This is a genomic window from Streptomyces sp. NPDC045022, assembly GCF_056432605.1.
The window spans coordinates 695,341-709,387 of sequence record NZ_JBWKIR010000001.1 but is presented as its reverse complement, the minus strand read 5'-3'; the positions used below and the strand labels follow the sequence as shown (position 1 = coordinate 709,387).

Below are 14,047 nucleotides of genomic sequence, written 5' to 3'. Positions count from 1 at the left end.
ATTGACCCGCATCAGATCACCAGGCCCCGGCGGTAGGCATACACGACCAACCTGAACGCGGTCGCGAAGCCCGAGTTTGCCGAGAATGCAGGACACGAACGTCTTGACGGTCTCCTGGCTGCTGACGTCGGAGCAGATCGCCGCCGCGTTCGGCGACGTGCCGAGCGACCGCGCCGCCGCGTATCAATACACCTAGCCCCGCCGTGTACCCGTCACGGATGAAGTCGAGCACCGCCGCGCGTCCGGCGACCGGGCCGAGCACTCCCTGTCCGGGCATCGTGAAGGTCCAGGTGGTGTCTTCGGTCAGGACCGCTTCCAGCTCGGGCACATTCAGCTCGTCCAGGGCGTGGGCGTAGTTCGCCACCGCCTGCTGGAGTTCGGCGATCAGGAGACCACCGTCAGCACGATCTTGCCTTGGAGGTGGCCCTGTGCGGCTCGCGTGTGTGCGCTGCCCGCCTCGGGCAGCGGGTAGGTGCTGTCCACCCCGACCTGGAGCTTGCCCTCGTCGAACACGCGCCCGATCTCGGCGAGCTCGGGCCCGTTGGAACGCACCTGAATGTTCGAGACTGTGATGCCCAGACTCGCTGTCTCTTCCGGGTCGTACTGGGCGAAGAACACCGGAAGCATGGTGCCGCCGCGCTTGAGCACGGTCAGGAAGCGTGAGCTGTCCGGGCCACCGACGGTGTCGATCACCAGGTCGACACCGCTGACCACGTCCGCGGCCTGCGTCCTGGTGTAGTCGATGAACTCATCGGCGCCGAGCTTGCGCAGGAACTGCTCGTGCCGGCCCGAGGCCACCGCGATTACGTGTGCCCCCTTCCATTTCGCCAGCTGCACCGCGAAGTGGCCCACTCCACCGGCGGCCCCGTTGACCAGCACGGTCATCCCTGGCGTGATCGGCACCGGCTGGTGCACCTGGCCGGTGAAAGGAGACGGCACGTCGTGGCCGAGATCAACCAGGTACTGCCAGGCCGTAAGCACGGCCATCGGCGCCCCAGCCGCCTGCACGTGGTCGATACCGGCCGGCTTGTGAGCCAGGTCCGAAGCCGGCGCGGCCACATACTCGGCGTATGTCCGGCCGTCGAATCCGGGGAACCGCAGCATGCCGAAGACCTCGTCACCGACGGCGAACCCCAGCACGTCCGGAGCGACCGCCTGGACCACGCCCGACATGTCCGTTCCGGGGATCAGGGGGAACTCCAGCGCCGGCCTCATCTCGGCCGGCATGACCTTCATCCCCTCACGCAGATACCAGTCCGGCGGGTTGATGCCCGCCGCGTGCACCCGGACGAGCACCTCGCCCGGGCCGATCTCGGGAACCGGCACCTCGTCATACTGCAAAACTTCCGGCCCGCCCGCTTCGTGGAACTGGATCGCCTTCATCGCACCTGTCGCTTTCTTGGGGAAACGTTGCTCCTTCAGTCAAGGCCCAGGACGGCATGGCCGTCCAAGACCGGTTCGGCAACCTGATCATTCCGAAGCGGCATGACGCCTACGCTGGAAGGGTGAACGATCTCGGACAGGACCTGGAACTGCGGCTGGTGCGCTACTTCACCGTGGTGGCGGCGCACCAGCACTTCGGCCGGGCCGCCGCCGACTTGCACGTGGCCCAGCCGGCGCTGAGCCGCCAGATCCAACGGCTCGAGAAGTATCTCGGCGCACGACTGCTGGACCGCGACCCCAAGGGCACCCGGCTCACTCCGGCCGGCCAGAGGTTCCTCCCCCGTGCCCAAGCCCTGCTGCAGGCCGCCCGCCAGGCCGAGCTGGCCGTGCGTGAACTAGCCGAGACCGAACGAATCGCCATCGGCTACGTTGAAGACTTGGTGATCACTGCCGCCGTACGGGAACTGCGCCGCCGTTACCCGGACGCCGAGATCGCCACCCGGTACCTGAGCTGCCGCGACGTCGGGGCGCTGTCCGACAAGCGCGTCGACGCCCTGATCGCGCGGGCCCCGCTGCCGCTCGCCGCCGACGACGTGTTCACCACGCCGCTGTACGAGGAGCCCCGGATGCTCGTGGTCCCGCGCGGCCATCCCTTGGCCGACCGCACGTCGGTGACCGCGGAAGAACTGGCCGGCGAGGAGGCGGCGCCGTGCGCGTTCGAGACCGCGGACTGGACTTCCTACCGGATCCTCGGGGCCAGCGTGCCGCCGATCGAGAGCTACGAGGACAAGCTCGAACTCGTCGCGAGCGGCAGGGCGATCGCCGTGCTACCGGTCGGCGATCGGCGTAGCTCACTGCGTCCCAACCTCGTCACCGTCCCGGTCGAGGGCGCTCCCCCGAGCCAGGTGGTCCTGGTCAGCCGCAAGGGCGACCCGAATCCGATGATCAGGAATCTCCGGCTGGCGGCCAAGGCCGTCCTGACCGCCCCGGCAGCCTGACCGGGACCCGCTTGGCGCTGAACTGCCCCGAGCGGTGCTCACCCGCGCTGCTCCTGGGCGGCAGCGAGCTCGGCGCGAAGCGGACCTGGCTCCGGCGTCAGGGGCCTCACGGCTGACCCGGGCGCCGGATCGTCGTACGCCGCTCCTTCAGCGACAGCGGCTCAGCCTGTCCATCCGCGGTCTTCCTGACCTGCGCGTTGACCACCCTCGGCTTGATGAGACCGTTCGGCGCGTACCCGAGGATGTCGCACAGCGCGACCAGTGTGTCCATGCTCATCCGCTGGGGCGGCTACTTCACCAAGCGGTAGACCTGCTCACGCGACAGGCTCACGCCGCGTTCAGCCAGGAGCGGCACCAGGTCCGGGGTCTGGAACATCTGGTGCTCGGCCATCGTGGCCCGCAGGCAAACACATCATTGTTGCGTCCATACCGTTCGGTGCTGATCAGCTACGCAAGGGAGCCACGGGCATTCCCGCGTCAGGGTCCCCGAACAGCGGAGACGTCCGAGGCGAGGGGCTACGAACTGTTGCAGCTAATGCAATTCATCGCCGCCGACCCCCGCGCCGCTGAAGCCGGGTCTGCAGTCGCTCGAAGGCGAGCCGGCCTGCCTCCCTTACGACCAACTCGCCGTTTATGCGGGCTGCCACGCCTGTCTCAAAAAGGGCGCGCTCCGAGGCGGTGTGCAAGGTGGAGCAGATCTGCCAGGCGCAGCACGCGTCCGTCGAATCCGGGGAGCGGGACATGGAGCGGCTGAGTCCAGTCGGCGGGGATTGCATCCAGTCCGTAGTACGCCCCCGCGAGGCCTCCAGTCACTGCGGCGACCGTGTCCGTGTCACCGCCGAGGTCGATCGCCGCGCGTACCGCGTCTTCGAAGCTGTTGGTGGTGCGCAGGGCCCAGACGGCGGAGCCCAGGCAGGGCCAGACGGCACCGTTGAACTCGGTCGCCTGATCGGGATGCCAATCGGGCGCGAGGACTGTGGCGTAGCGGCCGCGGTGGTCGGGATGGACGAAGGCCAAGATGTCCGGGAGCGCGGTGAGAGGGTCGGTGTCCTCGAACGTGACGCGGATGAGTTCGTGGAAGATCGCGGTGCCTTCCCACGCCGCTTGGTCCCCATGGGTCAGGGCAGCGATTCGGCGGGCCGCGTCCATGGTGGCTTCTTGGCCGGCGGCCGCGAAGTAGACCGCAGAGGTCGCTGCCCGCATCAAGGAGCCGTTCCCCGCGGCTCGCTGATTGACCTGGAAATGGATCGCGGCGGCGAGATCCCAGGGCATGCCGTTGGTCAGGACGTCTTCGGTCTGCAAGCCGATGTCCTTCGGTTCTGATGCTGCCCACCGCTGGAAGCGGGCGAAGATGTCCGGCAGATCCAGTCCGCCCCGCTCCAACAGCGACTCCGCGAGCAGGACAGCCATCTGCGTGTCGTCAGTGGCCTCGCCGGGGTCCCAGCCACCGCCTCCGCACATCTCGCCACCGGCACCAGGCGCGGGAAACCGCGCGGAGAACGCTCCTTGGGGACCGAACTCGAAGGGGCCGCCCAGGGCGTCACCCACCGCTGAGCCGACGACCGCGCCAGCGGCCCGCTGAATCCCCGTCATTCGCACAGGTTATCTGTGCCATGCCCACGGCCGCGCGGACCTATTCCTTCTTCGGCTCCCCGAATGATCGGAGGCGAACGCGTCTCGTCTATGGAGGTGCGCCGCCTGAGACACCTTGGGTGTGTGACACCCGTACAGGGCACATAACGCCGTCCAGCGCTGTGGCGTCAGGGCGATGCGCGGTCCCGGCGACGATCTCAGGGAACGCCGGCGCCATCTCGGTGCCGCGCCTCGAACGCAGCACCCCCCCGGCCCGCTTCCACGGAGATCAGGGCCCCGAACCGGTCCTTCCTCCAGACCTCGCCGTGTCTCGTGAGACACGGCGGTGGGGGTGCTGGCTCGCTTTGGAGATGGACGAGACGGGCGTTCGTCGCATGTCCTTCTCATCCGTCCAGCGGATTGCTCTGATCGCTCGCAGGCCGGCTGTGAAGGGCCGTCAGCTGATCTGCTCGGCCAGGGCGAGGATGATGCCTGAGGGGCCGCGGAGGTAGCAGAGGCGGTAGATGTCCTTGTACTGGGCTACCTCGCCGATTAGTTCGGCGCCATGGGGGCGCAGGCGGGCGATGGTGTCGTCGATGTCGTCGACGGCGAACATGACCCGGTGCAGGCCCAGCGTGTTCGGCGGCGGGTTGTGCGATCCGTCGCCGATCGCCGCGGGGGTGTGGTACTGCGCGAGCTCCAGCTTGCCGTGGCCGTCCGGGGTCCGCATCATCGCGATGTCGCTGCGGACTCCGTCGAGTCCGACGGCCTGATCCGCGAAGAGGCCCTCGATCTGCGCCGTGCCTTCGACCTCCATGCCCAGTTCGGTGAAGAAGGCGACGGCGGCGTCCAGGTCTTCGACCACGATGCCGACGTTGTCCATCCGCTGAAGCGTCATGACGGTTCTCCCTCTGCGTTGCGCGGCCCTTTGAGGCCACCGGTATACCGAGGACGGAGCCAGCGGCCCGTTCTTGACACCCGTTACACGGGCTGAGTTCCGAAAGGCCCGCTTCTGGCCCCGCCCTGGGGTGCTCCAATCGTCGGACGAGACCCGCCCATACACGACACAAACAGTCGAGGAAGCCCTCTATCGGGCACCCGAATGAGACACCGGGAAGGTCCGGAGAACCGTCCCACTTGGGCTCGCGGCCCACCCCGGCCGCAGAGCAGGATCTGGCACGGGGGGGGGCGAACATGCCTTCTGTCGCCCACTTGGCGAAGTAGCCGTAGACCGTGTTCCAGTGCGGGAAGTCGTGCGGAAGGCTGATGGGGGGCCGGCCGAAGCGTGTGTGCCCGCGCCGCCGGTGGTCCCCTGCCCGGCCAAGAGGTCGCGCCCCGGGAGGACCGCCGCAGGGGGCCGGTGCCGGGGGTGGCGCAGGTGCGGGACCTTCACCGCCGCTACCAGCCGCACGTGCCGAATCCCCCCGCGGGTCAGCCGAGTTCGAGCGTGGTGACGCCGAACACGCGCTCATGGGCATGGTCGCGCACCGGACCGGTGTACATGCGGGCCGTCTCGAACGAGGCGTGGAATCCCGCCTCTTCGGCGAGGGCGAGGCCGGCCGCGTTCGGCTCGGGCACGTCGATGGCGACCTCGCGGCCGGTGACGTCGGCGACAAGGGCGGCGAACAGGGCTCGGGCGTCCTCGGCGGTGTTCGCGAAGAGGGGCCCGATGCGCAGGCTGTCGTGGCCGGGGCGGATCACGCCGTAGCCGACGAGCCGTTCGCCGTCATGGCGTACGAGGGTCCGGTGGCCGGGGCCGGTGAGCCACTCGGCGAGGAAGCGCGGGCGGTCGGCCGGATGGCAGGCGCTGTCGTAGGCGGTGATCCCGGCGAGGTCGGCGGGCCCGGCAGGCCGTACACCCCGGGCAGCCTCCCGCTCGGGGGCGATGCCGGTGAACCGGATGGTGCGGTGGGCGAGTTGGAAGCCGGACTGGCGGTAGTTGTCCTGCTGGGCGACGACTCCGTCGAGGCCGACGGTGCGGTTGCCCGCGTGGGCGAGGGCGGTCTTCCAGGTGGTGAGGCCGTGGCCGTGACCGCGCAGGTCGGGGCGGACGAGGTAACAGCCGAGGAAGGCGTAGTCGGGGCCGTGGTTGACGACGGAGATGGCTGACACCGGCTCCCCGTCGATCCGGCCGAGGAAGAACCCGTCGGGGTCCTGGGCGAAGAAGGCGGGCCCGTCGGACAGTCCGGGATTCCAGCCCTCCGCCGCCGCCCACCCGCTGATCACCGGCCAGTCGGCGAGGGTGGCCTGCGTGACGACGAGGTCGTGGGGGGCCGCAAAGGTCATCGGTGCGCTCCGTTTCCGTCGGGGTCGGACTGCCGTGGAGCATCCTTCCGGATCAACGGGGGCCGCGCCACGGGGAGATCGGCCGTTGCGTGCCGCAGGCCAGGGCCGGTCACGGCGCTCAGGAGCAGCGGCATCGAGGCGGGTGGCGAACACAGGGCCGCCGGGCCGACGCCCTCACCCCCCTGCTCGCCGACCCGGACCGGATGCGGGGCATCGGCCACGCGGCGCTGGACGTGTTGCGCGCCGAAGCACGGACCGACCCCGACCGGATCGCCACCGTCGGCTACGGCACCGGGGGCGCGATCGTGCTGGAACTCGGGCGCGACGGCGTCGATCTGCGCGCGATCGCGACGATCAACGCACTGGCCACGGGCCGACCGGGCGAGGCGGCGCGCATTCGCTGCCCGGTGTGGGCCGGGGTCGGGTCGGAAGACCCGACCATGCCGCCCGCGCAACGGGACGCGTTCACCGCCGAGATGCAGGCCGAGGGCGTCGACTGGCGCCTCGTGGTCTACGGCGGCGCCTTGCACGCCTTCCACCACCCGCCGGCAGACCAGACCGTGGTCCCCGGCGTCGGTTGCCACCCACGGCACGCGCAGCGAGCCTGGCGCGACGTCGTCGACCTGCTCGCCGAGTGCCTGCTCGTGACGGAGTGATCCGGTCGGCCACCGCGGTTCCGGGCCGCGCAGGCCGGTCGACCGCCACCGGCTCCGGTTCGCGGGGGCGCCCACGGGCCCCAAGGCCGTCGTACAGTCCTATGGTTGGCCGATGCGCGCACACCATATTGACCGCCCAGCCGATCTCGACGTGGTACGTGAGTCCTATGACCGGGTGGCCGACAACTACGCCCACATGGTGTCGACGACGGGATTCGGCGACATCCGCTGTCATCCGTGGCTCAAGGCATCGATCGACGCCTTCGCCGACACCGTGAGCGAGCTCGGGCCGGTCCTCGACGTCGGCTGCGGACCCGGAACGGTGACCGCCTACCTTGCCGAACGCGGACTCGACGTGTCCGGGGTGGATCTCTCTCCCCGCATGATCGAGGACGCGCGCCGTCTTCACCCGCAATGCCGCTTCGGTGTCGCCTCCGCCACCGACCTCGACCTTGGTGAGGCGTCCCTCGGCGGTGTGCTCGGATGGTGGTCGCTGTTCAACCTCCCCCGTGAGGTCCTTCCTCAGGTTCTCGCCCTGTTCGCGCGCGCGTTGAAGCCAGGCGGACACTTCCTCACCGCGACACACGTCGGCGACGAGGACGCGGTGCGCACCGAGGCCTACGGAGGTGTACCCGTTCGTTGGACGACACACAAATGGCGGCCGGAACAACTCGTGGACCTGATCGAGCAGGCTGGACTGCTCCCGGTCGCCGAACTCAGGCTCCCCGCGGATGAGCAGAGTGGGCCGGGAGTGGTCGTCATGGCCAAGCGACCCGTCGACCGCGACCGGAGCGGGCCCCTTCACGAACATGGCTGACTGGATCGACAGCCTGTGAACCTTACGGCGAGTCCCCACCGGGCCGGCGTCCGGTGGGGACTCGGGGGTGCCGGGTCAGTGGGTGCGGCCCGGGCGGTAGCGGCGGTACAGGACCGTGCCCGTGAGCAGGGACGCGGCGCCGCCGGCGACGAGGGGGGCCGTCAGGTCCGTCCCGGTGTGGGCCAGCGCCGCGGTCTGCGGGGCGGGGTGGCGCGGGGCGGGGTGGGTCTTGGCGTGGGCCGGGGGTTTCGGGGCCGGGGCATGGGGGTGGCGAGGGGTGCCGGGGTGGTCGCCGGGGCCGTTGACCGACTGGTTGCCCACGGCCGGGTTGCCCAGGCCCACCACGTTGACGCTGTTGCCGTTGACGTTCACCGGCAGGTGGACGGGGAGCTGGATGTCGTTGCCGGAGACGACACCCGGCGAGTCCTCCGTGCCGCCCTGGGCGGACGCCCCGCCGGAGGACGCCCCGCCGGACGAGGCCGAGCCGCCCTTCCCGGCGCCGCCGGTGTTCGCGCACGCGTTGCCCGCGGCCGGGTTGAGCAGCCCCACGACGTTCACGGTGTTGCCGCACACGTTCACCGGCACGTGCACCGGGAGCTGGATGCCGTTGCCGGAGATCAGCCCGGGCGAGCCGGCCGAGGCGCCCTCGGCCGCGGCACCGTCGGCCGCGAAGGCGGCGGACACCGGCAGCGCCATGGCCATCGCGCCGGACGCGGCGGCGACGGCGATCACACCGTTTCGGGTGGCCCGTCTCATAGGTTCCCTGCCTTCCAGACATCGTCGCGGGCACTCACCCGCACCTCTAGAAACGCAGATGAACCATCCGAGTTATGGCTTATCGGCCTTTCACCCCATCGAGTGGCAGGCTTATCGAACCTCCTGTAAAGCCTCTCAATGATCACCAACAGGTACGGAGGGCGCGAAGAGTACGGAACCGGGGTCCGCCCCGCTCGCCCGGAGGCGGGTCGTCCGGAGCCCGCTTATGGTGATCCGAGGGCGCCGTCCCCCGGTCCGTGGCGGGCGCCCCGGGAGGCGACCATGCTGGCCAAGCTGTCCCCACGGCCCGCCGTGCGGCGTTGCGCGGGTGCCGGAGCCCTCGCCCTGGCACTGCTCGGTGCCGGGCTGCCCGCGGCTGCCGCCGACCGGCCGCAGCCCGACCTGTCGCGCTTCTACCGGCAGAAGGTGGCCTGGGCCGCCTGCGCGGGCCCGGACATGCCGAAGGACCTCGAGTGCGCGAAGGTCACCGTGCCGCTCGACTACGCCCGCCCGCGCGCGGGCACCCTGGACGTGGCGCTGGCCCGCTATCGCGCCACGGGCACGCGGCACGGCTCGGTGCTGCTGAACTTCGGCGGCCCGGGCGGCGCGGGCATCAGTGCGCTGGCCGAGGAAGGCCGGCAGTTCATGGACCTGACCAACGGCTACGACGTGGTCACCTTCGACCCGCGCGGTGTCGGCCGCTCCTCCCCCGTCAGCTGTGGCGAAGGCGGCGGCGAGGCCTCCGCCGTGGTGAGCGGGACCACCGACACAGCCCGCCCGCAGGCGCTGCTCAAACAGTTGCGGCAGGTCGCCGACCAGTGCGCCCGGCACTCCGGGCCGGTGCTGCCCCACATCGGCACCGTGAACGCCTCCCGCGACCTGGACGTCATCCGTCAGGCGCTCGGCGACGAGAAGCTCAACTACCTCGGCTTCTCCTACGGAACGCGGCTCGGCGCGGTGTACGCGGCGCAGTTCCCGCACAAGGTCGGCCGGCTGGCCCTGGACGGCGTGGACACGCTGACCGAGCCGCTGTCCGAGCAGGGCGTCGCGGGCGCCGAGGGGCAGCAGACCGCGCTGAACGACTTCCTGGACTGGTGTACGACGGATGTCGCCTGTCCGTTCGGCAAGGACCGGCGTGCGGCCGGGGGCCAGGTCGTCGGGATCGTGCGTTCCCTCGACGAGAACCCGGTGCCGACTGATCTCGGCGGCTCGTTCTCCGGCCAGGACCTGGTGGGAGCCATCGGGCAGGCCCTCTACAGCAAGGACCTGTGGCCCTCGCTGGAGCGCGCGCTGGCCTCACTGGTCGAGGACGGCGACACCCGGGGCGTGCTGAACTTCTCCGCCGGCGGCATCGGCGTACCCCGGGAGCGGCACCGGAAGGACGGCGGTCTCGTCGACCCCGACGAGGTCCCGGCGGACAACCTGCCGGCCGCGCTGATGGCGATCAACTGCGCGGACGACCCGGACCGCCCCGCCGACGCCCGGATCACCAAGGATCTGAAGGAACTGCGGGCCGCGTACGAGGAGGCCTCACCGGTCTTCGGCCGCTACCGGCTCGCCCAGCTGCTGATGTGCTACGGCCGCCCCAAGGGCACGGACTTCATCCGTGACCGGGTCAAGGACGTCGACTCGGCGAAGCTGCTGCTCGTGGGGACGCGCGGCGACCCGGCGACGCCGTACCGGTGGACCGTGGAGACGGCCGAACGGCTCGGCCCGTCGGCCGTGGTCCTCGACAACAAGGGTGAGGGCCACACCGGCTACTCCTCCTCCACGTGTGTCCACCGCAAGATCAACGACTTCCTGCTCTACGGCTCCCTGCCCGCGAACGGCAGCTCCTGCCCGTCGGACGGGAAGAACTGGAGCGGCGGCACGGACCGCTCCGGCTGACGGCGCGGAGCTGACAGGCGCGGAGCTGACAGGCGCGGGAGCGGCATCATGCGCCGAAGGCGCGAACGCCACCAATTGATGACAGGAGTGGCGCAAGCGCGTGACAGGCCCGAATACGGCACAACCTTCCGGCAGCCCCGGCCGTCACACTGGGCAGGCGCGCTTCGGCCGCCGCACCGTGTATCTGACCACGACAGGGGGAGCCACCATGCGCATCCGCGCCGCCATCGCCGTACCCGCCGCCTCGGCCGCCGCGGCGGCCCTGCTGCTGACCGCGCCGCAGAGCCAGGCCGCCACCGGCCACGCCCAGCCCGCGCACTGCGCCGAGAAGGCACTGACGGTCCGGGCGAAGGCCATGGCCGCCGACCCGACCGTGGTGCGCGTGAGTGTCACCAATCGGGGCGCCCGTGCCTGCGTCGTCGACCGGGTGCCCACGGTGACCTTCGGGGACCTGGACGGGGCCGCGCTGCCGGTGCCGGAGGGCGGCACCGGTACCTACCGGCTCGCGGCGGGTGGCACGGCCCACGCGGACGTCCGGACCATCGGGGATCCGGCGGACCCCGAGGCCCGCCGGGTGGAGTCGCTCACCGTGGCCGCGTCGGCGGCGCACTGGGGCCGTTCCTTCACCGCCGCGCAGCTCGGCACCGGGAAGGAGGTCCTGGTGTGGGAACCGGTGACGACGTGGTGGCAGCGCACGGCGGCGGCCGCGGACCGGGCCATCGGCCTCAGCTGAGGGCCAGCTCCGGCGCGTAGAGGTCCAGCCATCGGGCGAGGTCCAGGGTGCGTTCCAGGCCGCGCCGGGCGACCTGGGTGCTGACCGGTGCGTCCCGTTCGGCGGCCTCCCGGAGCCGGTCCCGGTCGACCAGGTCGAAGACGCGGTGGGAGGGCCGGGAGAGCAGGTCCCGGGCCTGGTCCTGCAGGGCGCGGGCATAGCGTGGGTCCTGCGTCGACGGGTACGGGCTCTTGACCCGCTCGTACACCGACCGCGGCAGGACGTCCGCGGACGCCTCCCGCAGCAGGCTCTTCTCCCGGCCGTCGAAGGACTTCAGCGCCCACGGGGCGTTGTAGACGTACTCGACCAGCCGGTGGTCGCAGAACGGCACCCGGACCTCGAGGCCGACGGCCATGCTCATCCGGTCCTTGCGGTCGAGCAGGGCGCGGACGAAGCGGGTCAGGTGCAGGTGGCTGATCTGCCGCATGCGGTACTCGAAGTCGCTCTCGCCGTCCAGGCGGTCGATGCCGACGACGGCGGTGCGGTAGCCGTCGGCGACATAGCCCTGGAGGTCGAGGGACTTGGCGAGGTCGGCGCGCAGGATCTCGGTGTCGTCGCCGAAGTGGCGGCCGAACCGCACCAGCCAGGGGAAGGTGTCGGCGCGCCGCGCCTCCTCGTCGAAGAACTGCAGGTAGCCGCCGAAGACCTCGTCGGCGGACTCACCGGACAGGGCCACCGTGGATTTGTCCCGGATGGCGCGGAACAGCAGCAGGAGCGAGGCGTCCATGTCGCCGAAGCCGGCCGGCAGGTCGCGGGCGCGGACCACCTGCTCGCGCACGGCGGGGTCGGCGAGGGACTGCGCGTCGAGGACGATGTCCTGGTGGTCCGTGTCCGCGAGCCGGGCCACGTCGTGCACGAACGGGGTGTCGGGGGTGCCGCGGAGTTCGTCGGCGACGAAGTTGTCGGCCTGACCGACGAAGTCGACGGCGAAGCTGCGCACCTTCTCGCCGTGCTCGGCCAGTTGGCGGGCGGCCAGCGCGGTCATGGCCGAGGAGTCGAGGCCGCCGGAGAGCAGGGTGCAGCGCGGCACGTCGGCGATCAGCTGGCGGCGCACGATGTCGTCGAGGAGCGAGCGCACGGTGCCGATGGTGGTGTCACGGTCGTCGGTGTGCGGGCGGGTTTCGAGCCGCCAGTAGACGCGGGTGGCGAGGCCGGAGCGGTCGACGGTGACGACGGTGCCCGGTTCGATCTCCCGCATGCCGTCCCAGATCGCGTGTCCGGGCGTCTTGATCAGGACGAACAGCTCGCGCAGGCCGTCCAGCGAGACGCGGGGGCGGGCCAGCGGGTTGGCGAGGATCGCCTTGGGCTCGGAGCCGAACAGGACGCCGTCGGGGGTCGGGTAGTAGTAGAACGGCTTGATGCCCATGCGGTCGCGGATCATCACGAGCTTGTCGTGGCGGCCGTCCCACACGGCGAACGCGTACATGCCGTTGAGGCGTTCGGCGACCGCGTCACCCCATTCGAGGTAGCCGTGCAGGACGACCTCGGTGTCGGAGTCGGTGGTGAACCGGTGGCCGTGGCCTTCGAGTTCCCGGCGCAGCTCGGTGAAGTTGTACGCCTCGCCGGAGTACACCAGGGCGACGGCTCCGTCGGGGGTCACGAGGGACATCGGCTGCCGGCCGCCGGGCAGGTCGATGATGGCGAGCCGGCGGTGCCCCAGGGCGGCGGGACCCTCGGTCCAGACGCCGCGGTCGTCGGGGCCCCGGCAGGCCATCGTCTCGGTCATCGCATGCAATGTGGTGGCCTCGGTGGCCAGGTCGCGGTCGAAGGAGACCCATCCGGTGATGCCGCACATGCGCTACCTCCTGCCTCCGGCTCACCGCGGGGCCCTCACTCACCTGCGCTTTCGGGAAGGAGAGCGACCGAACGGAAAACCAGTTGTATCGAGCACCTATACGACGAGCCTCCGTCAGGCACCCGGCGGGGTCAACGCGGCCGTAACACGGACGGCGCGCGGGCCCCCACGGTTTCGGCCGTGTTTTGCTTGCGCGAAATCCGGTGAAGCCCATGCCGCCGGGGCGGTGCCGTCAGGAACCGGCCAGGGGCAAAAACTTCTCCAAGCGCCTCCGGTTCACGGCTTCCCGGTCACGAACCGGTCGAGCACCTCGGTCAGTTCGACAGGCTTCTCCACGGGCAGTTCGTGCCCCGCGTCCACTATGCGCACGACCGCGTCCGGGTAGGCCTTGGCCATCCGGAGCATCTGCCGCACCGGCAGCTGGGCGTCGTGGTAGCCGTGCACCATCAGGGTGGGCGTACGGATCTCACCGGCCCGGTCCAGGACGTCGAAGGCCCGCATCGCGCCGTACAGCGTCATGACGACCTCACGCGGGGTGCCGGCGGAGGCGCGGATGTGCTCGCGGATCTCCTCGCGCGGGTATCCGGGCGCGAAGGCCCGCTGGATGTTGGCGGCGACGAACAGCTTGAACGGCACCAGCGTGGAGGCCGCCATCAGCAGGCCCCTGCCGCGGCTGTACGTCATGCGGCCGATGGAGTTGACCAGCACCATCCGCTCCACCCGGTCGGGGTGGGCGAGGGCGATGGTCTGCGCGATCATGCCGCCCATGGAGTGGCCGATCAGCACGAACCGCTCGACCTCCAGGTGATCGAGCAGCGAGAGGACGTCCTCGGCGAGTGCCGCGATCGTGCGTACCCCGGCGCCGGTGCTGTCCCCGTGGCCGCGCAGGTCGAGGCGGATCACCCGCCGTCTGCCGGAGAAGTGCGCCAGCTGGTGGTCCCATCGGTGCCGGTTCGCGGTCCAGCCGTGGACGAACACGAGGGGCACGTCCTGTGCGTCGCGCGGGCCCTCGTCGTCGTACGTCAGGGCCGCTCCGTCGACTTCGAGCTGCGGCATGGGGCCTCCTGGGGCGCGGTACGGTCTGGTTACTGACGGGTACGGTAACCGGCCGCACGGCACCGCGTC

The 14,047-nt window shown here is 70.6% G+C and carries 11 protein-coding genes and 4 pseudogenes; 5 read left to right on the top strand and 10 right to left on the bottom strand.

Annotated features, from left to right (window positions below; genetic code table 11):
• Positions 1-11 precede the first annotated feature (11 nt).
• From AC07C1_RS03120 to AC07C1_RS03110, 3 genes and pseudogenes are all read right to left on the bottom strand, one after another.
• A pseudogene (locus AC07C1_RS03120) lies at positions 12-126 on the bottom strand (DNA-binding response regulator); the annotation flags it as partial.
• 79 nt (positions 127-205) lie between these two features.
• A pseudogene (locus tag AC07C1_RS03115) lies at positions 206-385 on the bottom strand (nuclear transport factor 2 family protein); the annotation flags it as partial.
• Positions 385-1,383, bottom strand: a complete 999-nt coding sequence (locus AC07C1_RS03110) for an NADP-dependent oxidoreductase (protein WP_478936498.1) — start codon at positions 1,381-1,383, stop codon at positions 385-387. The pseudogene AC07C1_RS03115 and the gene AC07C1_RS03110, both read right to left, overlap by 1 nt.
• A 122-nt stretch (positions 1,384-1,505) precedes the next feature.
• Between AC07C1_RS03110 and AC07C1_RS03105 the strand changes: the two genes are divergently transcribed.
• The gene (locus tag AC07C1_RS03105) at positions 1,506-2,381 is read left to right on the top strand and encodes a LysR family transcriptional regulator (RefSeq protein ID WP_478936497.1); all 876 of its coding nucleotides are present in this window, start codon (positions 1,506-1,508) and stop codon (positions 2,379-2,381) included.
• Between the two features lie 106 nt (positions 2,382-2,487).
• Here the strand turns inward: AC07C1_RS03105 and AC07C1_RS03100 are convergent.
• The 4 genes and pseudogenes from AC07C1_RS03100 to AC07C1_RS03085 form a co-directional block, all read right to left on the bottom strand.
• Positions 2,488-2,772, bottom strand: a pseudogene (locus tag AC07C1_RS03100) (helix-turn-helix domain-containing protein).
• A 263-nt stretch (positions 2,773-3,035) separates the two neighbouring features.
• Positions 3,036-3,974 carry an ADP-ribosylglycohydrolase family protein gene (locus tag AC07C1_RS03095; protein WP_478936496.1) on the bottom strand — a complete coding sequence of 313 codons (939 nt, stop codon included), beginning with the start codon at positions 3,972-3,974 and terminating at the stop codon, positions 3,036-3,038.
• A gap of 436 nt (positions 3,975-4,410) precedes the next feature.
• Positions 4,411-4,851 (bottom strand): VOC family protein, encoded by a 441-nt coding sequence (locus AC07C1_RS03090; RefSeq protein WP_478936495.1) that lies wholly within the window; start codon positions 4,849-4,851, stop codon positions 4,411-4,413.
• A gap of 533 nt (positions 4,852-5,384) precedes the next feature.
• Positions 5,385-6,239, bottom strand: a complete 855-nt coding sequence (locus AC07C1_RS03085; RefSeq protein WP_478936494.1) for a GNAT family N-acetyltransferase — start codon at positions 6,237-6,239, stop codon at positions 5,385-5,387.
• Positions 6,240-6,418: 179 nt separating this feature from the next.
• Between AC07C1_RS03085 and AC07C1_RS03080 the strand changes: the two are divergent.
• Together AC07C1_RS03080 and AC07C1_RS03075 are read left to right on the top strand one after the other, a co-directional pair.
• Positions 6,419-6,895 (top strand): annotated as a pseudogene (locus AC07C1_RS03080) (dienelactone hydrolase family protein); the annotation flags it as partial.
• Between the two features lie 112 nt (positions 6,896-7,007).
• Positions 7,008-7,712 carry a class I SAM-dependent methyltransferase gene (locus AC07C1_RS03075; protein ID WP_478936492.1) on the top strand — a complete coding sequence of 235 codons (705 nt, stop codon included), beginning with the start codon at positions 7,008-7,010 and terminating at the stop codon, positions 7,710-7,712.
• A gap of 75 nt (positions 7,713-7,787) precedes the next feature.
• Here AC07C1_RS03075 and AC07C1_RS03070 read toward each other — a convergent pair whose 3' ends face one another.
• Positions 7,788-8,468 (bottom strand): chaplin family protein, encoded by a 681-nt coding sequence (locus AC07C1_RS03070; protein ID WP_478936491.1) that lies wholly within the window; start codon positions 8,466-8,468, stop codon positions 7,788-7,790.
• Positions 8,469-8,750: 282 nt separating this feature from the next.
• Between AC07C1_RS03070 and AC07C1_RS03065 the strand changes: the two genes are divergently transcribed.
• Both AC07C1_RS03065 and AC07C1_RS03060 read left to right on the top strand, forming a co-directional pair.
• Entirely contained in the window at positions 8,751-10,355 is a 1,605-nt protein-coding gene (locus AC07C1_RS03065) for an alpha/beta hydrolase (protein ID WP_478936490.1), read from the top strand.
• A gap of 208 nt (positions 10,356-10,563) precedes the next feature.
• On the top strand, positions 10,564-11,088 hold the full coding sequence (locus AC07C1_RS03060; protein ID WP_478936489.1) for a DUF4232 domain-containing protein: 525 nt from the start codon (positions 10,564-10,566) through the stop codon (positions 11,086-11,088).
• Here the strand turns inward: AC07C1_RS03060 and asnB are convergent.
• Both asnB and AC07C1_RS03050 read right to left on the bottom strand, forming a co-directional pair.
• Positions 11,081-12,922 carry an asparagine synthase (glutamine-hydrolyzing) gene (gene asnB / locus AC07C1_RS03055; RefSeq protein WP_478936488.1) on the bottom strand — a complete coding sequence of 614 codons (1,842 nt, stop codon included), beginning with the start codon at positions 12,920-12,922 and terminating at the stop codon, positions 11,081-11,083. The genes AC07C1_RS03060 and asnB overlap by 8 nt on opposite strands.
• A 276-nt stretch (positions 12,923-13,198) precedes the next feature.
• Positions 13,199-13,978, bottom strand: a complete 780-nt coding sequence (locus AC07C1_RS03050) for an alpha/beta fold hydrolase (protein ID WP_478936487.1) — start codon at positions 13,976-13,978, stop codon at positions 13,199-13,201.
• Between the last annotated feature and the right edge of the window lie 69 nt (positions 13,979-14,047).

What these genes read in the sequence shown, in the direction of transcription:
- AC07C1_RS03095 (WP_478936496.1), bottom strand. Translation starts at nt 3,974, where the DNA reads ATGACGGGGATTCAGCGGGCCGCTGGCGCGGTCGTCGGCTCAGCGGTG.
- asnB (WP_478936488.1), bottom strand. Translation starts at nt 12,922, where the DNA reads ATGTGCGGCATCACCGGATGGGTCTCCTTCGACCGCGACCTGGCCACC.
- AC07C1_RS03110 (WP_478936498.1), bottom strand. Translation starts at nt 1,383, where the DNA reads ATGAAGGCGATCCAGTTCCACGAAGCGGGCGGGCCGGAAGTTTTGCAG.
- AC07C1_RS03060 (WP_478936489.1), top strand. Translation starts at nt 10,564, where the DNA reads ATGCGCATCCGCGCCGCCATCGCCGTACCCGCCGCCTCGGCCGCCGCG.
- AC07C1_RS03050 (WP_478936487.1), bottom strand. Translation starts at nt 13,978, where the DNA reads ATGCCGCAGCTCGAAGTCGACGGAGCGGCCCTGACGTACGACGACGAG.
- AC07C1_RS03085 (WP_478936494.1), bottom strand. Translation starts at nt 6,239, where the DNA reads ATGACCTTTGCGGCCCCCCACGACCTCGTCGTCACGCAGGCCACCCTC.
- AC07C1_RS03065 (WP_478936490.1), top strand. Translation starts at nt 8,751, where the DNA reads ATGCTGGCCAAGCTGTCCCCACGGCCCGCCGTGCGGCGTTGCGCGGGT.
- AC07C1_RS03090 (WP_478936495.1), bottom strand. Translation starts at nt 4,851, where the DNA reads ATGACGCTTCAGCGGATGGACAACGTCGGCATCGTGGTCGAAGACCTG.
- AC07C1_RS03070 (WP_478936491.1), bottom strand. Translation starts at nt 8,468, where the DNA reads ATGAGACGGGCCACCCGAAACGGTGTGATCGCCGTCGCCGCCGCGTCC.
- AC07C1_RS03075 (WP_478936492.1), top strand. Translation starts at nt 7,008, where the DNA reads ATGCGCGCACACCATATTGACCGCCCAGCCGATCTCGACGTGGTACGT.